35 protein-coding genes are annotated in these 24,077 nt (G+C 67.5%); 28 read left to right on the forward strand and 7 right to left on the reverse strand.

Translation table 11 applies throughout. The features are described from left to right. Positions 1-11: 11 nt before the first annotated feature. From MOQ72_RS29135 to MOQ72_RS29225, 19 genes are all read left to right on the forward strand, one after another. Positions 12-1,235, forward strand: a complete 1,224-nt coding sequence (locus tag MOQ72_RS29135) for a phage major capsid protein (RefSeq protein WP_242188932.1) — start codon at positions 12-14, stop codon at positions 1,233-1,235. A 64-nt stretch (positions 1,236-1,299) separates the two neighbouring features. Beyond that, positions 1,300-1,521: a hypothetical protein gene (locus MOQ72_RS29140; RefSeq protein WP_242188933.1), complete on the forward strand. Its 222-nt coding sequence runs from the start codon at positions 1,300-1,302 to the stop codon at positions 1,519-1,521. Then, positions 1,491-1,802, forward strand: coding sequence for a hypothetical protein (locus MOQ72_RS29145; RefSeq protein ID WP_242188934.1), 312 nt, complete (start codon positions 1,491-1,493; stop codon positions 1,800-1,802). Before MOQ72_RS29140 ends, MOQ72_RS29145 begins: the two co-directional genes overlap by 31 nt. Before the next feature lie 115 nt (positions 1,803-1,917). Then, positions 1,918-2,448 (forward strand): hypothetical protein, encoded by a 531-nt coding sequence (locus tag MOQ72_RS29150; RefSeq protein WP_242188935.1) that lies wholly within the window; start codon positions 1,918-1,920, stop codon positions 2,446-2,448. Next, complete coding sequence (locus MOQ72_RS29155) at positions 2,445-2,897, forward strand: hypothetical protein (RefSeq protein ID WP_242188936.1); 453 nt, start codon at positions 2,445-2,447, stop codon at positions 2,895-2,897. Before MOQ72_RS29150 ends, MOQ72_RS29155 begins: the two co-directional genes overlap by 4 nt. A 30-nt stretch (positions 2,898-2,927) precedes the next feature. Then, positions 2,928-3,113: a hypothetical protein gene (locus tag MOQ72_RS29160; RefSeq protein WP_242188937.1), complete on the forward strand. Its 186-nt coding sequence runs from the start codon at positions 2,928-2,930 to the stop codon at positions 3,111-3,113. After that, positions 3,113-4,099, forward strand: a complete 987-nt coding sequence (locus MOQ72_RS29165; protein WP_242188938.1) for a phage tail tube protein — start codon at positions 3,113-3,115, stop codon at positions 4,097-4,099. The genes MOQ72_RS29160 and MOQ72_RS29165 overlap by 1 nt, the downstream gene beginning before the upstream one ends. 3 nt (positions 4,100-4,102) lie before the next feature. Beyond that, complete coding sequence (locus MOQ72_RS29170) at positions 4,103-4,669, forward strand: hypothetical protein (RefSeq protein WP_242188939.1); 567 nt, start codon at positions 4,103-4,105, stop codon at positions 4,667-4,669. Between the two features lie 7 nt (positions 4,670-4,676). Continuing rightward, positions 4,677-5,039 carry a hypothetical protein gene (locus MOQ72_RS29175; protein ID WP_242188940.1) on the forward strand — a complete coding sequence of 121 codons (363 nt, stop codon included), beginning with the start codon at positions 4,677-4,679 and terminating at the stop codon, positions 5,037-5,039. A 151-nt stretch (positions 5,040-5,190) separates the two neighbouring features. Continuing rightward, positions 5,191-7,578: a hypothetical protein gene (locus MOQ72_RS29180; protein WP_242188941.1), complete on the forward strand. Its 2,388-nt coding sequence runs from the start codon at positions 5,191-5,193 to the stop codon at positions 7,576-7,578. Further along, a complete protein-coding gene (locus MOQ72_RS29185; RefSeq protein WP_242188942.1) occupies positions 7,579-8,445 on the forward strand; it encodes a phage distal tail protein in 867 nt (288 codons plus the stop codon). It abuts the gene before it with no gap. A gap of 12 nt (positions 8,446-8,457) precedes the next feature. Further along, positions 8,458-9,702 (forward strand): hypothetical protein, encoded by a 1,245-nt coding sequence (locus tag MOQ72_RS29190; protein ID WP_242188943.1) that lies wholly within the window; start codon positions 8,458-8,460, stop codon positions 9,700-9,702. Position 9,703: 1 nt separating this feature from the next. Beyond that, entirely contained in the window at positions 9,704-10,837 is a 1,134-nt protein-coding gene (locus tag MOQ72_RS29195; protein WP_242188944.1) for a hypothetical protein, read from the forward strand. Positions 10,838-10,850: 13 nt separating this feature from the next. Continuing rightward, positions 10,851-11,576, forward strand: a complete 726-nt coding sequence (locus MOQ72_RS29200; protein ID WP_242188945.1) for an early set domain-containing protein — start codon at positions 10,851-10,853, stop codon at positions 11,574-11,576. A 13-nt stretch (positions 11,577-11,589) separates the two neighbouring features. Then, a complete protein-coding gene (locus MOQ72_RS29205; RefSeq protein WP_242188946.1) occupies positions 11,590-11,913 on the forward strand; it encodes a hypothetical protein in 324 nt (107 codons plus the stop codon). Between the two features lie 2 nt (positions 11,914-11,915). Beyond that, positions 11,916-12,866, forward strand: coding sequence for a peptidoglycan recognition protein family protein (locus MOQ72_RS29210; RefSeq protein WP_242188947.1), 951 nt, complete (start codon positions 11,916-11,918; stop codon positions 12,864-12,866). Between the two features lie 5 nt (positions 12,867-12,871). After that, complete coding sequence (locus MOQ72_RS29215; RefSeq protein ID WP_242188948.1) at positions 12,872-13,144, forward strand: hypothetical protein; 273 nt, start codon at positions 12,872-12,874, stop codon at positions 13,142-13,144. A gap of 249 nt (positions 13,145-13,393) precedes the next feature. Further along, positions 13,394-14,062, forward strand: coding sequence for a cysteine hydrolase family protein (locus MOQ72_RS29220; protein ID WP_242188949.1), 669 nt, complete (start codon positions 13,394-13,396; stop codon positions 14,060-14,062). A 1,060-nt stretch (positions 14,063-15,122) separates the two neighbouring features. Next, on the forward strand, positions 15,123-15,452 hold the full coding sequence (locus MOQ72_RS29225) for a hypothetical protein (RefSeq protein WP_242188950.1): 330 nt from the start codon (positions 15,123-15,125) through the stop codon (positions 15,450-15,452). Between the two features lie 168 nt (positions 15,453-15,620). Here the strand turns inward: MOQ72_RS29225 and MOQ72_RS29230 are convergent, their stop codons facing one another. From MOQ72_RS29230 to MOQ72_RS29255, 6 genes are all read right to left on the reverse strand, one after another. After that, complete coding sequence (locus MOQ72_RS29230; protein ID WP_242188951.1) at positions 15,621-16,427, reverse strand: protein kinase family protein; 807 nt, start codon at positions 16,425-16,427, stop codon at positions 15,621-15,623. 69 nt (positions 16,428-16,496) lie between these two features. Beyond that, complete coding sequence (locus MOQ72_RS29235; RefSeq protein ID WP_242188952.1) at positions 16,497-16,655, reverse strand: hypothetical protein; 159 nt, start codon at positions 16,653-16,655, stop codon at positions 16,497-16,499. Further along, complete coding sequence (locus MOQ72_RS29240; RefSeq protein WP_242188953.1) at positions 16,652-17,797, reverse strand: radical SAM protein; 1,146 nt, start codon at positions 17,795-17,797, stop codon at positions 16,652-16,654. Before MOQ72_RS29240 ends, MOQ72_RS29235 begins: the two co-directional genes overlap by 4 nt. A 255-nt stretch (positions 17,798-18,052) precedes the next feature. Continuing rightward, positions 18,053-18,385, reverse strand: a complete 333-nt coding sequence (locus tag MOQ72_RS29245) for a hypothetical protein (protein WP_242188954.1) — start codon at positions 18,383-18,385, stop codon at positions 18,053-18,055. Further along, a complete protein-coding gene (locus MOQ72_RS29250) occupies positions 18,382-18,585 on the reverse strand; it encodes a hypothetical protein (protein ID WP_242188955.1) in 204 nt (67 codons plus the stop codon). Before MOQ72_RS29250 ends, MOQ72_RS29245 begins: the two co-directional genes overlap by 4 nt. Next, positions 18,582-18,824, reverse strand: coding sequence for a hypothetical protein (locus tag MOQ72_RS29255; RefSeq protein ID WP_242188956.1), 243 nt, complete (start codon positions 18,822-18,824; stop codon positions 18,582-18,584). The genes MOQ72_RS29250 and MOQ72_RS29255 overlap by 4 nt, the downstream gene beginning before the upstream one ends. 51 nt (positions 18,825-18,875) lie before the next feature. Here MOQ72_RS29255 and MOQ72_RS29260 point away from each other — a divergent pair, with 51 nt between their 5' ends. Next, positions 18,876-19,160, forward strand: a complete 285-nt coding sequence (locus tag MOQ72_RS29260) for a hypothetical protein (RefSeq protein ID WP_242188957.1) — start codon at positions 18,876-18,878, stop codon at positions 19,158-19,160. 198 nt (positions 19,161-19,358) lie between these two features. Here MOQ72_RS29260 and MOQ72_RS29265 read toward each other — a convergent pair whose 3' ends face one another. After that, positions 19,359-19,700 (reverse strand): XRE family transcriptional regulator, encoded by a 342-nt coding sequence (locus tag MOQ72_RS29265; protein ID WP_242188958.1) that lies wholly within the window; start codon positions 19,698-19,700, stop codon positions 19,359-19,361. A gap of 159 nt (positions 19,701-19,859) precedes the next feature. On the opposite strand from MOQ72_RS29265, the gene MOQ72_RS29270 reads away from it, so the two are divergent. The 8 genes from MOQ72_RS29270 to MOQ72_RS29305 all read left to right on the forward strand — a co-directional run bounded on the left by MOQ72_RS29270 (position 19,860) and on the right by MOQ72_RS29305 (position 24,075). Then, positions 19,860-20,123, forward strand: a complete 264-nt coding sequence (locus MOQ72_RS29270; RefSeq protein ID WP_242188959.1) for a helix-turn-helix domain-containing protein — start codon at positions 19,860-19,862, stop codon at positions 20,121-20,123. Between the two features lie 73 nt (positions 20,124-20,196). After that, entirely contained in the window at positions 20,197-21,108 is a 912-nt protein-coding gene (locus MOQ72_RS29275; protein WP_242188960.1) for a helix-turn-helix domain-containing protein, read from the forward strand. Further along, complete coding sequence (locus MOQ72_RS29280) at positions 21,089-21,376, forward strand: hypothetical protein (protein ID WP_242188961.1); 288 nt, start codon at positions 21,089-21,091, stop codon at positions 21,374-21,376. Before MOQ72_RS29275 ends, MOQ72_RS29280 begins: the two co-directional genes overlap by 20 nt. A 90-nt stretch (positions 21,377-21,466) precedes the next feature. Continuing rightward, complete coding sequence (locus MOQ72_RS29285; protein ID WP_242188962.1) at positions 21,467-22,036, forward strand: hypothetical protein; 570 nt, start codon at positions 21,467-21,469, stop codon at positions 22,034-22,036. Further along, the gene (locus tag MOQ72_RS29290; protein ID WP_242188963.1) at positions 22,036-22,542 is read left to right on the forward strand and encodes a WhiB family transcriptional regulator; all 507 of its coding nucleotides are present in this window, start codon (positions 22,036-22,038) and stop codon (positions 22,540-22,542) included. The genes MOQ72_RS29285 and MOQ72_RS29290 overlap by 1 nt, the downstream gene beginning before the upstream one ends. After that, positions 22,542-23,291 (forward strand): exonuclease domain-containing protein, encoded by a 750-nt coding sequence (locus MOQ72_RS29295; protein WP_242188964.1) that lies wholly within the window; start codon positions 22,542-22,544, stop codon positions 23,289-23,291. Before MOQ72_RS29290 ends, MOQ72_RS29295 begins: the two co-directional genes overlap by 1 nt. After that, positions 23,291-23,494: a hypothetical protein gene (locus MOQ72_RS29300; protein WP_242188965.1), complete on the forward strand. Its 204-nt coding sequence runs from the start codon at positions 23,291-23,293 to the stop codon at positions 23,492-23,494. The genes MOQ72_RS29295 and MOQ72_RS29300 overlap by 1 nt, the downstream gene beginning before the upstream one ends. Positions 23,495-23,685: 191 nt before the next feature. Then, entirely contained in the window at positions 23,686-24,075 is a 390-nt protein-coding gene (locus MOQ72_RS29305) for a hypothetical protein (protein ID WP_242188966.1), read from the forward strand. Positions 24,076-24,077: the final 2 nt, after the last annotated feature.

A 24,077-nucleotide genomic window follows, 5' to 3' on the forward strand; every position in this document is an offset into this window, starting at 1 on the left:
AGGAGGACACCGTGGCATTTCCCGCGTTGAAGGAGGCGGAAGACCGCCTTGCGGCCAAGCAGACCGAGCTGGCCACGATCTTCGCCGAGGCAGGCGACGAGCTGAATATGGACAACGTCAAGTCCATCGATGGCGACTCGCAGGCCAAGGTCGACTACATCCGCACGCTCAACGAAGAGCTCGACGGGCTCGGGAAGAAGCGCGACGACCTGCTGGTGGTCGCCAAGGCCGCTGAGCGGGCCCGCCAGGTCTCGGAGCAGAGCGAGACCGGCGCCGAGACCGGCGAGCGTAAGGGCCGCCCGGTTGAACGGACGTCGGTGGGTGAGCTGTTCACCGCGTCGCAGGCGTACAAGGGCAAGAAGGGTTCGACAGGTCCCGAGGCGCACCTCGACATCGAGCTGAAGACCCTTTTCCAGACGACCGCGGGGTGGGCGCCGGAAACCACCCGCACCGGCCGCGTGGTGGATTTCGCCACCCGTCCGATTCAGGTCACCGACCTGATCCCGCAGACCACCACCGGGCAGGCCGCCGTGGTCTACATGGAAGAGACCACGTTCACCAACACCGCGGCGGAAACCGCCGAGGGCGGCGCCTACCCCGAGGCGGCGCTGGCGCTGACCGAGCAGTCCAGCCCGGTCCGCAAGATCGCCGTATTCCTCCCGGTCACGGATGAGCAGTTGGAGGACGAGCAGCAGGCGTCCGGTTACATCAACAACCGGCTGCCGTTCATGCTGCGCCAGCGTCTGGATTCGCAGATCCTCGTCGGCAACGGCACCGCACCGAACCTCCGCGGCATCCTCAACGTGGCCGGGATCCAGACCCAGGCCAAAGGCACCGACCCCACGCCGGACGCCGTGTACAAGGCCATCGTCAAGACCCGCGTGACCGGCCGGGCGATGCCCAACGCGGTGATCATGCACCCCAACGACTGGCAGGACGTCCGCCTGCTGCGCACCAGCGACGGCGTCTACATCTGGGGCTCGCCCTCGGAAGCCGGACCCGCTCGCATCTGGGGTCTGCCGGTCGCCGAGGCCGACGCCATCACCGAGAACACCGCGCTGGTCGGCGACTTCGCCAACTTCAGCGAACTGTCGGTGCGGCGCGGCATCGACGTGCAGGTGTCCAACTCGCACGCCGACTACTTCGTCAACGGCAAGCAAGCGGTGCGCGCGGACCTGCGCACCGCGCTGGTCATCTACCGCCCGGCCGCGTTCTGCACCGTCACCGGCATCTGAACCATCCACATCGGGCAGGCGTCCGAAGTGGACGCCTGCCCGTGACAAATGGGAGGAGTCCCACATGGCCACGATTCGAGGCGGCAAGGTCATCGAGGGCAGCGGGCTCGGGTCTCCGCTGCTGAACGCGGGCGCGCCCACGTCAGGCGCCGGGGGCACGTACGCGGGTACCGCGGTGGTGGGGTCGCTGCTGATCGACACCGCCAACGGTGCGCTCTACATCTGCACCAACGCGACAGTGGGCGCGTCGTTCGCGTGGACGCAGCTGGCCCCGGCGGGTGCCTGATGGCGCTGGAGATCAACGCCCAGCACACCGGCGTGTTGGTCGAGGTCGACGCCAAGCTGTGGCTCACCGCCGACCGCGACCGCCTGGTGCCCGACGGACATCCGGATGCGGCGTTTCTGTACTGCACGCCCGGCATGCAGGTCCCGCGCGACGAGGCCGAACGCTACGGCCTGCTCGGCGGCACGCCGACCGCCGAGCCCGAAGCCGAGGCAGACCTCGAACCCGAGGGCAAGGCAGTGCAGGCCCCGCCGAACAAAGCCCGCAGCTCGCGACGCAAGTAGGCCGGAGGTGAGCACGTGGAGACTCTGGACGTGCTGACTCGCCGAGGCGAAAGCCGCGCTGAACATCGGTGCCACCGTCGCGCAGGACGGCGAGCTGGCGGGATTCATCACGGCCGTGTCGCAACGGCTGGACCGGCTTGTGGGGCCCGTTGTCGTGCGCACCGTCACCGAGGAGGCGCACGACGGCGGGCACTCTGAGGTGTTCCTGGAGCTCTTCCCCGTTCGCTCGATCACAGCGGTGGTTGAGTTTGCCGACGGCACCGCGGTGCCGCTGGCGGCCGAGACGCACACGGACCGGCCCGCGGCGGCGTACCTGGCGGGTCGGTACAAGCCGGACCGGTCCCTGATGTCGCAACGGTTGTGGCGCCGCAGCGGTGGCGCCGACGCGGTGTTCGCGGCGGGCCGCAGCAACATCGTCGTGTCGTACGAGGCGGGCCGGTTCGACAGCACCGACGACGTAGCCCAGAAGTACAAGAACGCGGCAGAGCTGATCCTGATCAACTTGTGGCGATCGCAGCAGGACAGCGTCGGCGCGGTCAGCGAATACGACGTGCCCGCATCGAGCTTCCCCGCCTTCGCGGTACCGCGCGCAGCACGGGACATGCTCCTCGGCGAGATTCAGGAATCGCGGGTGATGCTGGCATGAGCATCGGAACCACCCTGCCCACCGTCAAACGGGCACTCGTCGACGCCCTGTCAGCGCGGCCCGGCTTGGCTGGTGTGCAGGTCGTCTACGAACTGCCGCAGCGCGGGCTGCTCACCGAGGCGATCTGGTTCGGTGAGGACACCGAAACCGAGAACACCATCCCCGTCATGCGCGCCGGAACCAAGAAGGTGGACGAGACCTACGCGCTGCCGCTGGTGGTGCAGGTGCTCATCACCGACGGCCGCGACGCCGAAACCGCCGACCAGCGCGCCGCCACGCTGCTCGGCCAGGTTCAGCAGTGCCTCGCCGAGAACCCCCGCCTGACACCCGAAATCCAGTGGGCCGAGCTGGGCGGCTGGTCGCACCGCGTCGGCCCCATCGGCGACGGCAGCTCACGCGGTAGCCGGTTCGACGCGCTGGTGCGCGTGCAGGCCCGCCTGTTCCCGTAACCCGTTCCCGTATCAAGGAGAAGAAGACCCGTGCGCATCGTCTACACGGGCCCGTTCGAAGCTATCGACGTGCCGTCGCTCGGGCTCACCGCCCGGCGCGACGTACCGATCGAGGCCCCGGACGAGGCCGCCGCGCGCCTGCTGGAACAGGCCACGATCTGGGCCGAGGCCAAGCCACCGAAGCCCACCACCAAGACCAGCAAGGAGGGCGAGTAATGGCCATCCCGAGCGGGCTCGACGCCCAGCTGATGACCGGAGAAGAGAGCACCTACGGCACCGCCGTGACCGTGGATCGCGGCTACGAGTTCCGGTCTGAGGCGCTGTCGCTGGAGGCCCAGCGCATCGAGTCCTCGGCGATCCGGCCCGGCAAACGCGTCCTGCGCTCCAACCGGTGGTTCCAGGGGCAGCGGTCGGTCGGCGGTGAGATCACGATGGAACTCGGCACGGTGTCGTTCGGCCGCTGGTTCAAGCACTGCTTCGGCACCGTGACCACCGCACAGCCCGACGCCACCAACGCTCCGACGGTCTACCAGCACACCTTCACACCCGGCCCACTACCGCCCGGCCTGACCGTGCAGGTGGGCCGCCCGGACACCGCGGGCACGGTGCACCCCTTCACCTACACCGGCTGCAAGATCGCATCGTGGACGCTGTCGAGCGCCATCGGCGAGATCGTCACCTTCGCCCCCACGATCCTCGGCCGCGACGAAACCACCGCCACCGAGCTCGCCACGGCCAGTTACCCGGCGAACCTGTCGCTGCTGACGTTCGTCGAGGGCTCGCTGACGCTCGGCGGCAGTGTGTATGAGATGCGGTCGGTCAGCCTGCAGGGCACCAACGGCATCGCTGATGATCGCTACGTCCACGGTTCCCGGCTGCGCAACGAGCCACTGGAGATCGGCTCCGAAGGTTCGCAGGCCCGGGTGTATTCCGGGACGATCGAGGGCGAGTTCACCAACCTCGCGGCCTACAACCGGTTCGTCAACGGCGACGAGGCCGAGATGGTGCTGTTGTTCGCCGGAGCGAATATCGCCAGCACCTACGACTTCGAGGTGCGGATCACCGCGAACGTCAGGTTTGACGGGACCACGCCGAACGTGCCGGATGCCAACATCGTCATGCAGACGTTGCCGATCAAGGCCATCGACAATGGCACCACGTCGATTCGGTTGGAGTATCAGACCACCGACGCGACGGTGTGATCGATGCCTGCGCGCATTGAGATCCGGGGTACTCAGGATTTCCGGCGTGCGGCGGCGGAGGTGAAAGCTGCGGGTGATGGGCGGTTGCGTCGGGAGATGGGCCGCCAGATGCGGACCGCCGCGCAACCGGCCGTTGATGCCGCGCAGAGCAACGTGCGCTCGGTCGCGTCGGCTGCGACTCGTGGCGGGGGTGGGCAGGCTCGGCGTGAATTCGCCTTGTCCCGTACCCGTTCTCGTACCGAGCGCGCCCGCCGCCAGGCGTACGAGGGCCGCGGGCTACGGGCCACGATTGCGCGTGCGGTGCGGGTGCAGATGTCCACCGGTGGCCGGTCGGCGTCGGTGCGCATCCGCACGCAAACCCGCTTCCTCCCCGAAGACCAACGCACGCTGCCCTCGCACCTGAACGACGGCCGGTGGCGGCACCCCGTGTTCGGCAACCGCGACCGCTGGGTGATGCAGACCGCGCGTCCGGCTGGGTGGTTCGAGTCCGCCATGCGCCGCCACGGCCCGAGGGGCCGGGACGGCGCGGTGAAAGCCGTCAACGACATCATCACCAAACTTGCGAAATGAGGTAACCGTGCCGCGTGCCGAGTTCGAGTTCCGTGTGGGCGAGTCCAGGTGGGTGCTGGATTTCGCCGATATCACCATGTCCGAGTCCGTCCAGCTGGAAAAGCTGACCGGCCGCGACATCCCCGGCATCACGTTCCCGCGGCTGGCCGCGCTGTTCACCGCGCAGTCCGCGTTGGCGCGGCGCGCGTTCTTCTGGCTGGCGCGGGTGAAGTCCGGCGAGACCGTCGATTACGACTCGCCGGTGCTCGACGTCAAGTGGTCCGAACTGATCGTGAACTACCTCGGCGAGGACGCCGACGAGCAGACCGCGGCGACGCCGGACCCTACCCAGGAGACGCCCCGGACAGCGTCTCCTACCGCGAGCAGCTGACCCGCTACAAGCCCTGGTTCCTGCACCTCTGGCACATGCACCCCGCCGACGTCGGCCGGTTGACCGTTGACGACTTCTGGATGTGCGCCGGGCTGGTCGAGGAACACAAACGCGCCCGCAGTGAGGCGCCACCGATGCCAAGGGGGCGATGATGGCAGGCAGCACCCGCGACCTGGTGTTCACCGTTCTGGGCATCGACCGGGCGTCGAAGACGTTCGACAAGGTCGGCGACTCGATCGACCGCATGGGCAACCGCGCCACGGTCGCGCTCGCAGGGGTGACCGCCGGTTCGGCTGCTGCGTCGGCCGGTGTCGCCGCAGCCGTCGGCGCCCTACCGCTGGCGTTCATCGGACTCGGCGCCGTCGCGCTGCGCGAGAACACCGCGGTGCGCGGCAGTTTCGAGGACCTGTCCGAAACCGTCCGCACGGGACTGACGGCCGACGCGGCGCCGCTGGAAGCGGCATTCGTCGGCGCGGCCGAGGACATGGGCGTGGCCTACGAGGAACTGCGCCCGTTGATGCGGGACGCCTTCGCCGCCTCCGTGCCCTACGTCGACACCCTGACCCAAGGCGTGATCGGCTTCGCCCGCAATGCCATGCCCGGCATGGTCACCTCGGTCGAGCGCGCCGGGCCGGTCGTCGATGCGCTGGCGTTGACGATGGAAGACGCCGGAGTCGGAGTCGGCGACTTCTTCGAGATCGTCTCGACCGGCTCGGAGGACGCCGGGGTCGGTATCGAGCACTTGGGGCAGCTGGTGCGCGGCGTGCTGCCGGGTATCGGCGGCACGCTGGTCGGTCTCACCGGGGTCTGGGCCGAACACGGTGACGAGGTCGCCGACGTCGTGACCCGCATCATCGGCGTGATCAACGACCTCTCCGGCGGTGCGCTGCCGGTCATGTCCTCCGCGGTCGGTGTCGCCCTCGACGTGCTCTCCGGCGTGCTCAACGTGATCGAGCCGCTGTCGGGCGCGCTCGGGCCGTTGATCGGGCTGTGGCTGTCGCTGGCGACCGCGATGCGCGGTATCCGCGCCGTCCGGGAAGTCGTCGCCGGGGCCGCCACGTCGATGATCCAGTTCAACGACAACGCGCGCCGCGCCGCCGGAGGCGGAAACATTCTGGCGACCGCCGGGCGCGGCATGCTCGGTGTCCTCGGCGGCCCGTTCGGCGCCGCGTTGGCCGCCGCATCGGTCGGACTCGCCCTGTTCGGGTCGGCCAGCCAAAGCGCTGAAGGCGACCAGCGGTCGCTGTCGTCGGCGCTACGGGATTCTGCCGGGGCGTTTGATGCCAACGCGCGGTCGGCGTTGATGCAGTCCGAGCAGTACCAGGACATCGCCGACTCCGTGGAAGCCGCCGGGCTCTCGCACGAGGAGTACATCAACGCCCTGATCTCCGGTGGTCCCGCGCTGGACAACCTCAAGGCACGGTTACAGCAGCAAGTGCAGACCGCGTTCGAGGCGCAGGGCTCGTTCACCGGCGTGACCGGGTCGCTGCGGGGCCAGGCCGACGCCTCGACTGCGCTGCTGCTGGCCACCGACGGTCTGCGCGGCACGGTCGTGGGCGCGATCGATGATCAGCGGCAGTACAACGACGCGGTGTTCGGCGCCGGATCGGCCATGACTCAAACGATCCCCGGCACCGACTCGCTGCGCGAGGCCATCACCACGCTCGGGGATTCCACTGCGGACACCGCGGATCGGGTGGATGCGCTGAATACGGCGTGGCAACAGCTGTTCGGGATCCAGATCAGCATGGACGAGGCCACCGCCGGGTTCGAGGAAGGGCTCGACACTCTGCGGGAATCCCTCGATGGTGTGCGGGGCGGTACCGCGAACTGGCAGGCCGCGCTGTTCTCGGCCGACGGGCAGATCAACCTCACTACCGAAGAGGGCCGGGAGCTGCACGACAACCTGGTCCAGCAGGGCGAGCAGTACCGGACGCTGGCGCAAACCGCCTACGACACCGCGCTACGCCAAGGCCAGTCACAGCAGCAGGCCACCGCCACGGCGGTCGCGGCAACCGAGCAGCGCCGTGCGCAGTTCATCGCCGAGGCGCAGCAGATGGGGTTCACCGCCGACCAGGCCCAACGGCTGGCTGACCGGTATTTCGGGATCCCCCGCGACGTGTCCACGCTGATCACGACTCCGGGCGCGTGGGAGGCAATGCGGGCTGCCGACGGCGTGCGCGACGCGGTGAACAACATCCCCCGAAACCGAGTCATCGACATCATCTTTCGGTCGTCCGGGTCGGGCCAGTCCAACCCCGGTTCGGGTATCCCGCTGCCGTTTCGGGCCCACGGCGGCCCGATCGCCTCACAACGCCCAGTGCTCGTCGGCGAACAGGGCCCCGAGCTTCTGGTCCCGTCCGGGCCGGGGCGGGTGCTGCCAGCACACGAGACACGGCGGCTGTTGGCGCAGTCCGGTCCGTCCCGTGAACCGCAGTCGCGTGCCACGGTCAACATCGGCACGTTCGTGGCCCAGCCCAACCAGTCGCCATACGACATCGCCGCCGATCTCGACTGGTTCGCCCGTGGAGGTGGGTAAATGGCCGCTGGCGACCTGATCACCACCGACGGACAAATCGAATGGCGCGGCGCGCTGCTGGGCGTCGACACCGCGTACGGCCTGGTGCAGCTGGAAGGCTGGCAAGACCTACCCGACATGCGTGATGGTGACGCCGAGTTGGACAACCAGCACGGCTACCAGCCTGGGAAGCTGCTGGCTGATCGGCGGATCGTCACGTTGTCGTTCGAGCTGGGGGAACGATCCGAAGCGGACTTTCGGGCCGCCGAGCTCGAACTCCGGCGCATCACCGCACCGGACGAAAATCCCGCCGAGGAACCCCTCGTGGTGCAGTGGCAGGGCATCAAGGCGATGGTCATGGCCCGCTGCACCGGCAGGTTGATCCCGACCCCGGTGGAGTACTTCTACGGGCTCACCCGCGGCACGATCCAATGGCGCGCCACCAACCCCCGGTTGTTGCACCTCCCGCAGCAATCGTCCACTACGTCGCCACCGGCTGCCGGTGGCGGCGGCCTGATGTGGCCGCTTCAGTGGCCGTTGGCGTGGGGTGCGGCGCAATCCGGCGGCGAGATCGTGCTCACCAATACCGGCAATGCCCACGCCCAACCGGTCTGGCGCATCACCGGGTCCTGCACGCGGCCGGTGGTCCGCAACGCCGACACCGGAGACCAACTGGCGTTCGACGACACGTTCACGCTGCCCGCCGGGCAAACGGTCGTGCTGACCACCCAGGACAAGTCCGTGCTGCTGACCACCGGTGTCAGCCGTAGCAACCGGTTGGCCCGGCGGCAGTGGTTCACCCTGCCGCCCGGCCCGACGCGGATCCGGTTCGAGACCAGCGACGGCGGCGGCCAACTCGAATGCCATTACCACCACACGAGTTTCTGAGATCGGAGCATCATGGCTGAGCGCCATTCGTGGGCCGTGCAACAGATTGACGACCTCGGGCAGCAGACCGTCGAAGACGGCCGGATCACCGTCGCCGCGCTCGCCACGCCAGACGGGCAGATCACCTCCCGCACCGGACTGTTGCCCGCAGCTGCCGCACCGGGTGCGGTGACCGCCACCAACCCGACCCCGGACGGGTTCGTGCACGTCGCCCCATTCCGCGCAGTACTGCAATCCCAGCGCGGCGGCGGCGCCTACCTGCTGTGCCTGGATGCCATCAAGGACATCGACGTCCTCGGCACCGCACCCGCCGACGCCTCCAACCCGCGCAACGACCTGATCGTGGCCCAACAGTCCGACGCCTACTTCAGCGACACGAACTCCGACATGGTCGTGCGGCACCTCGTCGGCACCCCGGCCGCGACCCCGGTCGACCCGACCGTAGACGGCAGCCCCGACTACCTACCGCTGGCACGCATCGTGGTCCCGGCCAACGCCGAGACCATCACCACCGCCGACATCCAGTCGTTCGATGTACCGCGCACCGTCGCCGCGGGCGGCATCCTCCCGGTCACCGACGCCACCGCGCGCAGCGGCATCGCGGCCCCGTACGCCGGGCAGGCCGTGTACCGGGTCGACACCCACCGCGTCGAGGTGCACGACGGCACCGACTGGCGTGTGCCCGGAATCCCGGTCGTCGCCGCCACTTCCGAGATCAGCAACCCCTATCCGGGGCAGCTGGTCGTGTTGTCGACGACGAACATCGTCCTGCGCTGGAGCGGAACGACGTGGGTGGACTCCTACCCGATCGGTGGCACTACCGACGCTACCCGCCACGAGGCGCGCTACTACCGGTCCGCCGTGCAGACCATCCCGAACAACGTGGATCAGCGTGTGCATTTGCCGGACTGGGATTACCTCTCCGACGACGTGAGCACGGCCGCGGTCAGCAACGGCACCGAGTTCACTCTGAACCGGGCCGGGTTGTGGCAATTGGAGGCGAACATTCGGTTCGTGAGCACCGGATCCGCCGCCGAACGCGCGGTGGCGATCGCCGGGTCGCCGACCGGGAGCCGGTACGCGCAGGCGGCCAGCGATCAGACCGGGGAGCCGTGCTCGCTGTCGTGCTCGACCACCCGCCGGTTCACCGCAGGTTCGAAGTTGAGCATGTGGGCGTACCAGAACACCGGCGCCTCGGTGAACCTCGACCCACTCGGCGGCGGCATCAACTTCGCCTTGACCTGGCTGCGAGGCTGACGTGGCGCTGCCGGTCTACACCTACGCCATCGCTGACCTGCGCACCAACACCCTGCTGGAAGAGGTCCCGCTATCCGGGGTGCGGTTCAACAAGCCCCTGAACAGCAGCGGACGGTTCAGCGGCACGTGGAAGCTCGACGAGCGCTCGACCTACCTTGACCCGTACGACTTGACGATGCCTACCCGGCGGGTGATCTACGCGTTCCGGGATGCGCGGCCGATGTGGGGCGGGCTGATCTGGTCCCGCGCCTACAACTCGGCCGAGGACACCGTGGAGATCGGTGCGGGCGAGTGGTGGTCGTACTTCGACCACCGCAAAGTCCTGCCGGTACTGCCGGTGAACCCGGACCTCACCACAGTGGCCGGACTATCGACCGCGTACGACAACGTGGATCAAAACGAGATCGCCCGTCGCCTGGTGGTGCTGGCCCAGCAGCACGCGGGTGGGGATATCGGTATCGAGTTCGACGACTCGGTCTCGAACTTCGTGCGGGATCGCACCTACCAGGGCTACGACCTCACCGACGTCGGTGAGGCACTGCGGAACCTGACCAACGTCGAGGGCGGTCCCGACATGGTCTTCGACGTCATCCCCGCCCCCAGCGGCATCGGGGCGCCGCGGCGGATCCTGCGCATCGGAACCCCCTGGCTCGGCCAACAAGGCTCAAGCCACGTGTGGGAGATCGGCGGCAACGCCATCCGCTACACCTGGCCCACCGACGGCACCCGCATGGCCACCCGCGCCTACGCCACCGGCGAAGGCGTCGACCTCGGCACCCCGATCGCCGTGGCAGAGCAGCCCGAACGCTACGACCAAGGATTCCCGCTGCTGGAGCTGGAAACCAACTACTCCGGCGCCGAAACCGAAGCCACCTTGGCCGGTCACGCCGAAGCCGACCAGCAGGCCGCCCGGATGCCGGTGGTGCTGCCCACCATCGAGGTGCGCGGCGACATCCCACCCACCGCCGCCGAGGTCAACCGCGGCGACGACGGCTGGCTGGTCATCGCACCAGATCGGTTCCACCGCAACGGATTCGAAGGACCCGTGCGGGTCATCGACATGGACTTCGCGCCCTCGGCCGACGCCGAACGGGTCACGTTGACGCTCGCGCCGCTGCTCGACGGCGTCGCCTAGGGGAGGACCGGGCATGCAGGTCAACCAGCCGTCCAACCTCTTGGATCGCATCAAGCGCGCCGAGCAGCAGCTGCAACGGCTCTGGAAAGCGGTGGGCCTGGCCTCGGCGACCATCTCCCGTGGCGGGCTGACCCTGCTGCAGGACGCGTTCCTGCGGATGGTCGACGACAACGACACCGAGATCTTGTACTTCGGGCCGGACACCGACGGACACCAGGTCATGCGCATCCGCCGCGAAGACGGATCTCAGATCATGTTCACCGGGCAGGCCGCTGGCGGCCGGGACTTCTGGGCGCTCTCTGATTCCACTGGTCGCATCGTTGCCTCCGACGACGCCGCATCTGGCGTTGGCCTTGCGCGGCCGTGGTTGTCGGTGCCGATGTATCCGTTGTTCACCATCCAGGGCGGCGACGTCGTGGCCTACATGTCGCTGCCCGTCAGCGAGCTCACCGGCGCCACCATCTGGGAAGGCCGGGCGTCGATCTCGCACCCCTACATCACCGTCGACGGCCAGTGGGGTGAGGCAAGCGGCGACAACACCACCACCTACAGACTGCTTATCAACGGCAACCAAGTTGGCAGCTGGACACCGGAGTTCTCGACGGCCACGTTCGGCCCGTTCGACGTCGCCCCGTATATCGGGCTCGACTGGTGCTCGGTGCGCATCACCGCCACCGCAAGCGGCACCGGCGCGGTCGCCGTGCAGCTGCTCGGCTGCTACCTCCACCAAACCCTCTAACCCCGGACACGTGATGACGCCTGAAACACCAGCGGACGTCGCGCTGCACTACGTCCGCGAGGAACTGTCGACCTTGCGAGCAACCATGCATGACGAGCTGGCCGCCGTGCGCGCGGACATCTCCGAGCTGGCCGCCACCCTCCGCGGCCACATGAACGACCTCGGCCCGCGCATCGCCGTGCTGGAGCACCGGATTGGCGAGTCCGAAAAGGACATCGCCGAAATCAAGTCGGAACGGGATTCCGACCGGTCGAAGCGGTGGACCGTCTGGATCGCCCTGCTGGCATCGGTCCTCAGCTTCGTCGGATCACTCGTGCTGAATTTCATGGGGAGTTGACTATGGCTCTGCCTCTCATATGGCTCGCCGACGTGCTACGCGGCACGGGCCTGCACGTCGTGGAAACCTACGGCTGGCGCGAGCGCACCGCCAGCGGCCCCCAGCCAAGGCCCGTCGGCGTGCTGGAACACCACACCGCCACCCCCACGAGCTACCAGCGACCGGCGCCGACGGTGCAGCTGTGCATCGATGGCCGCCCCGACCTTGATGGGCCGCTGTGCCACGGCGTCATCGGCTACGACGGCGTGATCCACCTGATCGCCGCCGGACGCGCGAATCACGCCGGAAAAGCCAAGGCGTCCGGGCCGAACCCGGCAGGCGACGGGAACACGCTCTACGTCGGGTTCGAATGGGACTACCAGGGCGTGGATCAAGGCCCGTCGCCGGAGCAGTACGACGCCGCAGTGCGCGCCACCCGCGCCGTGCTCGACCACCTCGGCCGTCCAGCGGACGCGGCGCGCGGCCACAAGGAAACCAGCGTCACCGGCAAGATCGATCCGGGGCGCGTCGACATGAACCTTTTCCGAGCCGCTGTCGCCAGCGGAGAACAGGACCTCGACATGGCCACCGTCAACGAGCTTTTCGAACTCGTCCGCCGATACTCCGGCGGTGACTCCGCCTACGGCTACACCATCCCCCGCTCGCCAGAGCGAGTGCGCAGGTTTGCCGCAGCCATCCCCCCGAAGATGGGCCGGGTCACCGGAAACGACGGCGAACTGTTCGTGTCCCTCGTTGCTGGCGAGAACGTCGAGGTGCGCGAGATCTACGCCTGCGAGGACTGGCAGGCCGACGGCAAACCCGGCCGCAAATACGGGCTTCAAGGGCCCTACACGCTGGTCGCGAACGACCGGCAGTCGTTCCCGGTGCCGGGCGCGGCGACTCAGGTCTGCGTGGTCTACCGCTCCGACTGCGACCTGTCCCTGTCCGTCGAGATCGACGCCAAGTGGAAGTGATCCCGATGTCCGACAAGCTCACCGCGTGGTTGCGCACGGTCGTGCCCGGCCTGTGGGCCGCGCTGATCACCTGGCTGCTGTCCCTCGGCCTGCCCGCGTCGATCGGCGACTTGCTCGCCGGTGGCGAGGAGTTCGTCATGGCCGCCGTGCTCGCCGCGGTCTACGCCGGGCTGCGCTGGCTTGAACCACGCATGCCCGCGTGGCTGACCCGCATCCTGCTGGGCTCCAACACCCCACCCACCTACGAGCCGACAGCCGACGCACCGCATCGCAGCTGATCGTCACCAACACGAAGCGCCCCGCACCGCGACCCTTCGAAGAGGTCCGCGGCGCGGGGCGCTCGTGGCTGTTCCGGGCACTTCCTTACGCCGGGCTGCATTGCGTGCTGCCGGGCACGGCCGCCACCGGCTGCGAGAACTGTTCGACGAGCGTGGCCTCCGCGCTCGGGCTAGATTCGGTTGAATGGCTACGTCGACTGACCGCCGAGTCAACAAGGGCGGAACCAGTGCCCACGCGTGAGGTAACAGATGGTCCACTTCGTGATCGAGCCGCGGCAGGCGGTGCTCCTCGTAGTCGACATGCAACGCTGCTTCGTCGGCGACTCTCCCATCGCGGCGCCCGACGCGCAGCCCGTTGCTCGACGGCTCAACGCGCTGGTGCGAGTGTGCCGGTCCGCAGCCATGCCGGTGATCTGGACGCGCCACGTCGTGCGACCGGACGGGAGCAACGCCGGGCTGCTGGCGCGGATGGTGCCCCTGGTGTCGGACGGGATCATCGACGCGGACTCCCCCTCGGCGGCCCTGCACGAAGTCATGGAGATCAGCGAGAACGACATCGTCATCGACAAGCCGCACTTCGGCGGCTTCGTCGGCACGGACCTGGAGACGATTCTCAGGTCGCGAGGCGCCAACACGATCATCCTCGGTGGGATCAACACGAACATGTGCGTCGACACGACCGCGCGTGAGGCTGCTGCGCGGGAGTTCCAGGTCATCTTTCTCAGCGACGGCACGGCCAACTTCGATCTGCCCGACGGTGGTCTCGGTCCAGCGAGTGCCGAGGACCTGCAACGCACCGCGTGTGCCGTGATGGCCTTCGGGTTCGCGGAGGTGCTCACTGTGGCCGAGGCCATCGAACGCATCGAGGGTGCCACCCAGGGAGCCGGCGCGCGTACGACTGGCTCGTCATTCGTCTAGCAACTCGCTTCAGGCTGATCACCTGGCTGAGCTCCCTCGGACTACCGACGTCGGTCGGCGACCTGCTCGCCGGTGGTGAGGAGTTCGTCATGGCCGCCGTCTTGGCTGCGGTGTATGCCGGGCTGCGCTGGCTGGAACCGCGCATGCCCGCTTGGTTGGCCCGGATCCTGCTGGTTCTGCCCGGCCGCCCACTTATGCCACGGATTCGGGCTCGGCCGTCGGGTAGCCGCCCGCGTGCTGGATGTAATCGCCCCGTCTGTTCGGTTTCACCGGTTGGGTGCGAGAGCTTGCCCACAAGGGCCGAGCTGAGGGCTTGTTATTCGGGCGAGGAGCGCGGACGGTGAACGGTGAGCGTGCCCGTCTGACCTGCAAGAACATGGGTGCGTGGGCCTGGTGAGGCGTCGGGGCCTCGCCAGAAATCAGGGAAGGGTGGGCGACCGACGGGGGGTCGCCCACCCGACACCGAGAAACGGGGGGTTCTGTGTTCCGAGACGACCAGCCGCAAGACGCCGCAGCGCAGCCCACCGGCGGCGTGCGCATCTCTCGCCGGGCCAGCACGGCCGACGTGCTGCGCCGCGCGATCGCCCTGGAAGCACGCGCACTGCTACACCGGGCTCACCTTCGCTTGCGAACCCAGCACACCGTGAATCCCATCGCAATGCCGCGGTGATCGTCTCGACCAGGCGCCCCCAGGGTTAGTGAACCTCGGGGGCGCCTTCGTTTGTCAGCGCGGGCGAGCGGGACCTTCTGTTCTGCTGCGCTCTCGGTGAACTGTCCACCATCGGGCGTGCCGGGAGACCGGCACAAGGCTTGCCCGAGGCGGAAGGACCTAACCCCTTGGGGTCCGTCAGTCCATGGCCATCGACGATGACCCGCCTCGGGCACGCCCACAACACACCCGTGGAAGCGACGGCGCCCGGGACGTGGTCGCGGACTGCACGGCAGCGATGGCCTTGGTGCGGGGCACTCTCGGAGCACACTCCGCTGTGCGATCGCGATCGTTCGGCGTGCTTCCGACGAATGCGTGCGGTCGGAGCACACGACCCCCATACTAGAACTCGTGTTCGACAACGTCTACCCGGAGCCACCACCGTGGAAGCGCGGCGACGATCGAAAGGTCCACCCGCCTCGGCCGGTGTGGGTAGATCTCGCCCGCCTCTACCCAGCACCGGAGGAGATCCGCCCAAACCGGCAAGGGTGGGACGTGCAGGACGTTGTCCCCGGCGAGCTCACCGCCTGGCTGCGCACCACCACCGGAGCATGGATCGCCGAAGTCCAGTACCGCATCCGGCGCGGCGACGGCAGCGAAGGCGTACGGCAGCACGGGTGGCTACCAGCCGACGCCGTCGAACCCCGCAACGACGCACTCGCGCGCAAAGACCAGCATTGAACGCCCCGCACGCCGTGATGGCGGGTTCTAGCGATCCTCGCAACACCCTGGATTTCAGGGAGTTGCGAGGATCGTGGTTTCTGGGGAGTTGAGGGCTCGGTTCGTCGAGTGCCTGTGCGCGGGATTGCCACCCGATGTCGAGCTGAGCCGTCATGGCCACTCGCAAGGCTATGCCCGATGGTGCTTGGCCCAGGCGCGGGCGGTCGCTGCCATGGTCGTTGCCCAGGGACTCGGGTGATCCCGCTCGATCTCGTTCCACATGCTCATGTTCGCGCGGGCGAACACGGCAACATGCTCAGGATCAGCAGCGGCATAGGCGGGAAGTCGTGCGGCGATGGTCTCGGCTTGCTGAATGGTGTGCCCGCGGGCAACGAGTCGTAGCACCCAGAATGCCGGGTCGGTCCAGGATTGCGCCGGGGTCGCCCATGCCCAGTCGATCAGCCATGCCTGGCCTTGGGAGATCAGGATGTTATCCGGCATCCAGTCCGTGTGGGTCAGCGATTGCCCTGCGAAGGCCAAGGCGTCGGCGGGATCATCGACGTAGGTGCGAAACCGCGTCTCTATCGGCTTCCACGGGCCTGGACCAGGCGGGATCTCGATGGCGCTCAGGGCTTCCATGAGCTCGATCACCAAATCAATGTCAGGCGAGTCTGGCCGGTAGTCCGCTGACCGGCCGTCGATATGCTCGAATCCCAGAACGTTCCACCCGTCTTCGTCGAACTGCCACAGCAGTTCCGGGGAAATCCCTTTGACGAGCGGCGCGGCGGCGGCCTCGCGAGCCTGGGTGATGACCATCCGGTGATCAGACGGCAGCCCCTTGACGAATACCTTGCCGTCGCGGGTCTCCAGTACGGCGGCCAGTGGCGAGTTCTGCCCGTCGGTCACGGCGTGGCCCGAGGTGATCGGCCCTGTGCGGGCACTGATCGACTCGATGAGAGATTCGGGTAGATCGGCCCACTGGATACGTTCTGCCAACGGTAGTCCTTACTGGACAGTGCGGACGGCCCGGCCTGGCGTGATTACCGGGCCGCCCGCGACGGTCGATTACTGGTAGGGGGCGTCGCTGGACGAGCTGCACGCGCACATCGTCATGAGGCCATCGGTGTCAGCGGCGAGTTCCACGGCATCGGGGTCCAGCACGTCGGACTCCAGCGTGTCAGCCTCCGGCGGAGCCGGGAGCAGTTCGAGGGCAACAGCGGTCATGATTCACCCCCTTTCGCGCTCGCAGACAGTGGGCCACTACTGCTGTGCTGGCAGTAGAGCTCCAGCGGGGCCTTTGCCTGCCGGTACAAATTGGCCAGCGGCATACATGTCCCGCAGGTCTTCTGGAGAGCGCAGCCCGAGCACCCGCCGTGACGGGTGGTGAGCCGATCGCCGATCACAGCGAGTTTCCGCAGACCGTCCACACCTTCGTCGAGCAGGTTGATCTGTTCCTCGCGTCCGATCTTGCAGATGCTGGCCATCCCGTGGGGGTCGGCGTGGAAGTGCGTGATGCCTGCGTTGCACCCGGTGTAGGGGTCGTGCTTGCGCAGCACTTCGCGGGCCTGGCTGGGCAGCACCTCGCCGCCGCCACTGAACGTCGGCGTGATGTTGGTGTACTCGAAGCTCGGGACACCGAAGCGGTCGGCGATCGCCGTCATCTCATCGCGCTCGTGCGCGTTGTGCCTGCTCACAACGATATTGATGCGCATCGTGAGCCCGACCTCATGGGCGGCGGCAAGCCCGCGCATGAACCTCTTGAACGCGCCCCGGCTCCGGGTCATCCCGTCGTAAGACTCTTCCGTCGCCCCGTAGAGGCTGAGCGTCAACCGGTACGGCCGGTAGGTGGCCAGGAGGTCCAGTGTCTTCTGTTGGTGCAAGCGCGACCCGTTGGAGGAGATCTGAATCATCATCCCCAACTGGGTCGCGTAGGCGAGCGTTTCCGCGAACAGGGGATCGATCAACGGCTCACCCCCGGTGAGCTGAAGCCAGAGAACCCCGGCCTCGGCCATGATGTCCAGAAGCCGTTCACGGCCTGGCCATTGCATGCCTGCGAACAGCTTCTCGCCGAGATAGCAGTGCTCACAGTCGTAATTGCAGCCGAGATTCAGCTCATACGAGGCGCGGGCGTAGCCGTACGGGCTGTCCGGTCGCACCATGATCGTGTCCCCAGCCGTCTTCTCGGTCACGTCCATGCCCCACTGGGCGCGGGCGGCAACGGCCAGCCAGTCAGGCACTACAGCGGTGATCGCGGCGTCCCGCAGCTCGGCGTACTTGTTCACGCCGAGCTTGATCCCTCCCTCCCGGCCAGGACTGACGACCAGGTGGCCATCGGGGTAAGGACTGGCGATGAGCTGGTAAGTCATGGAGACCTCCGTCCATCCGGTCGTGACGTGGATGCCCGGCCGGTGACCATCGGGGCAGGTCACCGACCGGGCGCGGCGTTGGTGTCGGTTCGGGGGCACGGCACCAGCGCCGGGTCTGGGCGGTGGGGGGGGGGGGGGGGGGGCGCCCCCCCCCCCCGGGGGGGGGGGGGGGGGGGGGGGGGGGGGGCCCCCCCCCCCCCCGCGCAGGTGGCTCGGTGCCGGTCCTGGGGGACGTCATCCGGCACCGAGCCGGGCCTACATGCGCCGCATGCCCGCGAGCAGGCGATGCAGCGTCAGGCGACGGCGTCCAGGGTCGTCGGGGTGGGCCGTCTGAATCTCGGCTGGCAGCGGCAGAATCCGCGTCTCCACCTCGGCGAGGTCGTCGGCGAGGTCACCGCGGATCGTGACCATTCCGCGGAGCTGGTGACGGCCGCCGCCGCGGGTTTCGGTCTCGACCCGCGCGACCAGACGCCCCACGCTCGCCCCGCCTGCACCTGCCGTGTGCCGTGGCCGGGGCAGGTAGTAGCGGCCTGCAAGTAACACGACGAACGCGACGGTGGCGACTCCGAAAACGACACCCCAGATCATCGGTCCGCCCTCTTCGAATCAACGCGCACCAGCTCAGGGTTGGCCGTCGCGCGCAGCGCTGCGGACAGCTCGTCGAGTCCGGCCGCTAGCGGTAAGCAGTCGGCGGGTGTCCACCGGTCGCGCTCGATGTCGTCGACCGCGGAGGCGAGCATCACGATCGACATCCGCATCAGCCGCGCCAGCCGAGCGCGATCGCTCATCGCGCACCTGCCATCGGCACGCCCGCGAGCGCGTGGGCTTCGACGTTGCAGCCGGGGCAGGTCTCCCACAACCAGGCGAGTGGGGAGTTGTCCACATGAACTTTCTCCCCGCACAGCACGGTGATCACGCCTCCGTCCGGCCAGCCGCCAGGGGGCAGCCGCTCGGAGCTTGCGTGCCGGGGTCGAGGAGCAGCTGACGCGAGCTCGCAGAGGAACTTGCGGGCGAGTCCGAGGACCACGGCAGCGAGGAGGCCCCGATCGATTACGACCGGTGGCCGTTCGCAGCGCGGATGAACAAATCGCTCGCCAGCGGCGAGGTGCGCGCCTTCTGCCTGGGGATGGGTGTCGACCCACTTACCTACGCGACCGATCTCTTGACCGCGGTGGTCATCGAGGCCCCGGTGTTCGACGAACTCTTCGGCACCGTCGCAGCAACGAACGAGGAAGGTCGGGTGCTCGACGCGAAGCCCTTCGACGAGCAACTCGTGATGAAGATCGTTCAGCACGAACGGCTGCAGGCGGCTGGCGCCGCAACGCTCGCGCTAGCAGTTGAGGCGCGGACGCACTTGCTCTGATTTACAACCGCCAGTTGTACAACCGCCGCTTGTTAGCCGGAGACGGCAGCGACGGGTGATTCTTCAGATGTCAGCAGTTGATGCTGAGGTCTGAGGAGCAAGTCATGGCAGGAGAGACCAACGAGTCGACGCCGCAAGGGCGTAATGAGTCAGTGTCCACGCAGGACGTAGACGCACTGATCGAGGCTGTTCAAACGCTCAGGGCCGCTCGGCTTCGTCAGCTCGCTGCTTCTCGAGAGCAGCAACCCGGTCCCTGAGTTCCTGCAGTTCATCCAGGACGGCGTCCAGCTTGCGTAGGACTGGATCTTCCGCTTCTTCGGCGTGCGGTTCTAGCGTCTCGCCGTGAAGAACGCGCTCGAGGTAGGGGGACGGCCATCCGAGAGCTTCGGAGATCGCAGCGAGGGTCCGTGGCTGGCGCTTACGTGCATTGATGTTGTGCTGCAGTTCGCGGAGGGTCGTCAGCGACACACCGGCCTTTGATGCGACGTCCATCTGGGTCATGCGTGTCTCGGCGAGTCGATCGCTGATCGCCTTCGCCACGGCGTCCCACCTGTCCACGGCACCTCCTCTGCAGCGTTGTCGCTCAGGCTAGTGCCGATATCGGCATCAATCGAGAACTCCTGACCAGCGTGGCTTGACATCGACCTCGATTGGCATCAATATTGAGGCCAATCGAGCACAGAGTTGATGGAGGTGAGCATGAGGCCACTGTTGAACGCACGGCGAGGCGAGGGGCAGACGCCCGACCCGCCGAAGTTCTACAGCGTTGCTGAGGCGGCGCGGATGTTCCGGACCTCGCAGATGACGCTGTATCGCGCGATCGCCGACGGTCAGTTTCCGGCCGTGCGGATCCGAGGACGGTTGATCATCCCGGCGAAGGCCGTCGACGCGATGATCGAGGCCGCGTTCGACCAGCAGCGCGCCGTCGATGCCGCCGAGTTCGTCCCGAAAGGGGCTGCTTGATGTCGGCGACCAATTGGCTGTGGCTTTTCTCCGCTGCGCTGCGACCGCGCTGATTTGAACGACCGAGGAACACATGAGCCTGAAGGTCATGAACTGGGTCTGGGAGTACTCCCCGGCCAAAGGGACGGAGTTGCTGATGTTGCTGGCGATCGCCGACAACGCCTCCGACGACGGCACGAACGCGTACCCGTCGGTGAACACCCTTGCTCGCAAGACGCGTCTCGACCAGCGCACGGTTCAGCGCATCGTCCGGAAGCTCGCTGCTCAAGGCCACCTTGTCGTCGAGGAGCGCGGCGGCCGGGAAGCGAATCGGTACGCCGTCGTGATGCGGGAGGAGTTGTCCACACCTCCGGCGAACTGCCACCCCCGGCAAATTGTCACCGGTGGCACGGGTGCCACCCCAGGGGTGGCACAGCTACGTCACCCCACCCCCGGCACAGCTATGCCACCCGAACCTCCTAGAACCATCCTTGAACCCTCCTCCCATGTGGACAACGGATTGCGAATCGGGGGATCCGATGTGGAGGAGGGGGAGTCCTTCGAGGACATCGAGGCCGTGCTCGATGCGCTTGGGCCTGCTTGGCAGTTGACGCCGAAGCAGCGGCATCGGTTGGCGCCGAAGGTGGTCGAAGCGCTGCAGTCCGGGTGGTCGACGGGTCGGCTGGCTGCACATCTGGCTGCGAACCCGGAGGGCGTGAAGTCGCCAGCCGCGGTGCTGTCGGCGCGGCTCGATGATCTGCCGCCCGTTACTTCGGCAACTCGCAGGCACTCCGCGAAGCCGGATTGGTGCCAGAAGTGCGACGAGGAGACCCGCAGAGTCGAACGGCCTGACGGCCGTTGGGTGCGCTGTCCCGACTGCCACCCGCAGAAACGAGACCGGAACTCGGGGCGGCCGAAGCCGCCAAGCACCCGCCGCCCCGAGTCCTCCACCCCAACCGATCACCAGACCGGAAGGAGTGCCACCAGTGTCCCCCACAGCGCTTGAGCTCAACCACCGGGAGCGCGCGACGCTCCGTGCGGTGGCGGCGGGACGGGTCGAGATGACCTGCAGCTGCGAGCCGGACCTGTTCGTCGACGGCGTCAACTTCTCCGACCAGACCACCGCTCACCACCTGGCACACCTCGGCCTTCTCCAGCCCGGTCGGCGTGGGCGTGCCGGTGCTCGCGTCCCGGCGGTCCTCACCGACGAGGGCGAATTGGTTCTGAGCGCCAAAGCGGAGGCCATGTCGAGGGCAACGCGACCTACCGCGTGATCACAGACCGAACCTGATCCGGGGTCGAAGCCGCCAAGCACCCGCCCCGATCCCTCCACCTCAACCGAGACCAGACCTTGGGAGACGAGTGTGTTCTCTTCGCAGATCTTCGTGCCCGACGACCGCTACGACTATGAGCACGCCAGCGACTTTCAGTCCCGCTACGGCGCGTACTTGCGGTCCAACACCGGGCAGTTCCTCGACTACGAGACCAACCGGCTGACGGACAACCCGGTGGATTTCGCCGCTGCCGCGTGGCGGATCGCGCAGTCACCGGTGATGAGTCCGGCCTACGTCATGGCTCACCCGCGTGTGCTGAGTGCGACGGCGTCGTGGGACCTCGAATACCGGCTCGCTATCACGGTGGCTGTGGCTGCTGGCGTGCCACACGAGATTTCGCGCGCGCTTCGCGGCGTGTGGCGTGGATGGAACCGCAGTGGGGTGTGGAGCGAGCCGGAGGACAACGACCTACCGGTTGCCACCACGGTGTTGCGGCTCCGGGTGCCGATCACGGCCGACGGCTTGCCGACGCCGGTCTACTCGTCGATCGCTGAGCCGTCCACTGAGGTTGCCAAGGCTGCGGTGCAGACGATCTGCGGCCGGTTGAACGCCGCGCTCACCAGCGTCTTTTCCAGGCTCGACCGGAAGGAGGTTGCGTGATGCGCACCCGTGTTACCGCATTCCTCGCAGAGCAGTTGGACCGAGCCAGGCGGTTCGCGGACGCTGACGGTTGGAAGCTGCTCGACCTGGTCGACAACACGCCAGAGCGGAACTGCGCGGGCATCCCGGTCGATTTGTTCTTCCCGTCGCTGGACGAGTTCGGCGACAAGGCGCAGAAGCTGCGTCACCGGGAGAAGATCGCGCAGAAGTGCGAGGGCTGCCCGGTTGCCGATGAGTGCCTGGCTGGTGCGCTTCTGCGTGGTGAGCGCTATGGCGGTTGGGGCGGCGTTGCCCAGCCCGACTTCCAGGAGCTCGGGCGGATCTGGCGACGGGAAAACCCGGCTCACGTCGCGGATCCGAGCGTCGACCGCTCTGGCTGCACCGCCAAGCGGCACGGAGACCGCAGTGCCTATGTCGGCGGCTGCCGCTGTGAAGACGCGCGCGAGGCAGATCGACGCTACAAGGCCGCGTTGGCCAACGGGCGGGCTCGGTCGGGGGTGGCGTGATGACCTGGCACGAGCGCGCGATGGTCGGCTTCGACCTCGAAACCACCGGCGTCGACGTGGAAACCGACCGGATTGTGACTGCTTCGGTTGTCTGGATCGACGTGCAAAGCCGCACTGTCGACGGCTTGCGGTGGCTGGCGGATACGGGCGTGCCGATTCCAGCGGCTGCTACGGCTGTGCACGGCATCTCCACGGAGTACGCGGTCGAGCACGGCAAGCCTGCGGGCGACGTGGCTAAGGCCGTCTTCGAGGAGCTCTCGTCGGCCTGGCGTAATGGGATTCCGGTCGTGGTGTTCAACGCGCCGTACGACCTGACTCTGCTCGACCGCGAACTGCGCCGCCACCACGGTTACGGAATCGAGTCGGTTGGGCCGGTGGTCGACCCGTTGGTGATCGATCGCGCCGTCGACCGCTACCGCAGGGGTTCGCGCAAGCTCGCCGATGTCTGCAGGCACTACGGCCTGAATCTCACCGATGACGTCGCGCACACCAGCGACGGTGACGCGCTGGCTGCAGCGCGACTCGCATGGTGCCTGGCCAATCGGTACCCCGCGGAAGTCGCTCGCGTCGACCTGTACCAGCTCCGGGAACTCCAGCGGCAGTCGTTCGCCACCTGGGCTGCTCAGTTCGAGGCATATCTGCGCGAGCGCAAAGCCGCGCAGGGCTCCACGCCCGAGGAAATCGAAGCGGTGGCCGTCGACCGCGATTGGCCGCTTCGCCGGTACACGAACGCCAAGGAGGTGGCCTGATGTCCGCAGTCGCCTTGGTCGAGCTGTCGGATGGGCGGCGGGAGTTCGGACGAATCGAAGACGGGTTGCCGACCTTTTCGTTCCGGAATGCCCCGGCCGGACTGGCCACCGTGCGGCAGTTGCGCGCGATGGGGCTGCGGCCCAACGGGCAAGATCCGGTCGCGCAAGTCAAGTGGTGGCGCAAGGGCTGCGGTGTGCAATAGGCAGCCCTGTACCTGATCGAGCGAGCCGCGCCGAAGCGCACCGCGACACCGCGCCAGCACGACGCCATCGAACGTGCTCTAGCCGCGCGGCGGCGCTGCTCGCGGTGCGGCCCCGTCGACCACTACGTCCGCACACCCCTGCGGTTGTGCGCGGCCTGCTTTCTCCGCGACGACACAGAGGAGGTCGCGTGATGCCGACTCTCGCTGAGATCACCACCGAGACCGGAGCCTGGTTGGTCAAGCGCAACCTGGCCGAATTGCCCGAGATCGTCATGGTTCGAATCTCGGATAGCTATGCCGAGACAGTCGAGCTTCAACTCGCACCGTTTGACCACCTGGCCGGACTCGCGGCGTGGGCAGAGCATCTCGTTGTTCCGATCGCCGTCCGGCGCTTCGACACCAAGGAGGTCCTCCAGGCACGAGTCGAAACCGCGCTGCCGTCGGGGTATCCGCTGGTGTTGTGGAACCACCTGCCACGCGGCGACTGGAGTGCCTTGGAAGACGTCACCGGCAGGCGATTCGACTCCACCGCGGTTCCGGTCGACGCTGCCGCGTTCCGGCAAGCCGCAGAGCGGTGGTGATT

This window comes from Saccharopolyspora soli, assembly GCF_022678645.1.
GTDB classification, from domain to species: Bacteria; Actinomycetota; Actinomycetes; order Mycobacteriales; family Pseudonocardiaceae; genus Saccharopolyspora; species Saccharopolyspora soli.

Excerpts from the sequence above, each read along its gene's own strand:
- MOQ72_RS29140 (WP_242188933.1), top strand. The coding sequence starts at position 1,300 with ATGGCCACGATTCGAGGCGGCAAGGTCATCGAGGGCAGCGGGCTCGGG.
- MOQ72_RS29155 (WP_242188936.1), top strand. The coding sequence starts at position 2,445 with ATGAGCATCGGAACCACCCTGCCCACCGTCAAACGGGCACTCGTCGAC.
- MOQ72_RS29165 (WP_242188938.1), top strand. The coding sequence starts at position 3,113 with ATGGCCATCCCGAGCGGGCTCGACGCCCAGCTGATGACCGGAGAAGAG.
- MOQ72_RS29170 (WP_242188939.1), top strand. The coding sequence starts at position 4,103 with ATGCCTGCGCGCATTGAGATCCGGGGTACTCAGGATTTCCGGCGTGCG.
- MOQ72_RS29180 (WP_242188941.1), top strand. The coding sequence starts at position 5,191 with ATGGCAGGCAGCACCCGCGACCTGGTGTTCACCGTTCTGGGCATCGAC.
- MOQ72_RS29185 (WP_242188942.1), top strand. The coding sequence starts at position 7,579 with ATGGCCGCTGGCGACCTGATCACCACCGACGGACAAATCGAATGGCGC.
- MOQ72_RS29190 (WP_242188943.1), top strand. The coding sequence starts at position 8,458 with ATGGCTGAGCGCCATTCGTGGGCCGTGCAACAGATTGACGACCTCGGG.
- MOQ72_RS29200 (WP_242188945.1), top strand. The coding sequence starts at position 10,851 with ATGCAGGTCAACCAGCCGTCCAACCTCTTGGATCGCATCAAGCGCGCC.
- MOQ72_RS29205 (WP_242188946.1), top strand. The coding sequence starts at position 11,590 with ATGACGCCTGAAACACCAGCGGACGTCGCGCTGCACTACGTCCGCGAG.
- MOQ72_RS29210 (WP_242188947.1), top strand. The coding sequence starts at position 11,916 with ATGGCTCTGCCTCTCATATGGCTCGCCGACGTGCTACGCGGCACGGGC.
- MOQ72_RS29215 (WP_242188948.1), top strand. The coding sequence starts at position 12,872 with ATGTCCGACAAGCTCACCGCGTGGTTGCGCACGGTCGTGCCCGGCCTG.
- MOQ72_RS29220 (WP_242188949.1), top strand. The coding sequence starts at position 13,394 with ATGGTCCACTTCGTGATCGAGCCGCGGCAGGCGGTGCTCCTCGTAGTC.
- MOQ72_RS29235 (WP_242188952.1), bottom strand. The coding sequence starts at position 16,655 with ATGACCGCTGTTGCCCTCGAACTGCTCCCGGCTCCGCCGGAGGCTGAC.
- MOQ72_RS29240 (WP_242188953.1), bottom strand. The coding sequence starts at position 17,797 with ATGACTTACCAGCTCATCGCCAGTCCTTACCCCGATGGCCACCTGGTC.
- MOQ72_RS29245 (WP_242188954.1), bottom strand. The coding sequence starts at position 18,385 with ATGATCTGGGGTGTCGTTTTCGGAGTCGCCACCGTCGCGTTCGTCGTG.
- MOQ72_RS29250 (WP_242188955.1), bottom strand. The coding sequence starts at position 18,585 with ATGAGCGATCGCGCTCGGCTGGCGCGGCTGATGCGGATGTCGATCGTG.
- MOQ72_RS29260 (WP_242188957.1), top strand. The coding sequence starts at position 18,876 with ATGAACAAATCGCTCGCCAGCGGCGAGGTGCGCGCCTTCTGCCTGGGG.
- MOQ72_RS29270 (WP_242188959.1), top strand. The coding sequence starts at position 19,860 with ATGAGGCCACTGTTGAACGCACGGCGAGGCGAGGGGCAGACGCCCGAC.
- MOQ72_RS29275 (WP_242188960.1), top strand. The coding sequence starts at position 20,197 with ATGAGCCTGAAGGTCATGAACTGGGTCTGGGAGTACTCCCCGGCCAAA.
- MOQ72_RS29290 (WP_242188963.1), top strand. The coding sequence starts at position 22,036 with ATGCGCACCCGTGTTACCGCATTCCTCGCAGAGCAGTTGGACCGAGCC.
- MOQ72_RS29295 (WP_242188964.1), top strand. The coding sequence starts at position 22,542 with ATGACCTGGCACGAGCGCGCGATGGTCGGCTTCGACCTCGAAACCACC.
- MOQ72_RS29300 (WP_242188965.1), top strand. The coding sequence starts at position 23,291 with ATGTCCGCAGTCGCCTTGGTCGAGCTGTCGGATGGGCGGCGGGAGTTC.
- MOQ72_RS29305 (WP_242188966.1), top strand. The coding sequence starts at position 23,686 with ATGCCGACTCTCGCTGAGATCACCACCGAGACCGGAGCCTGGTTGGTC.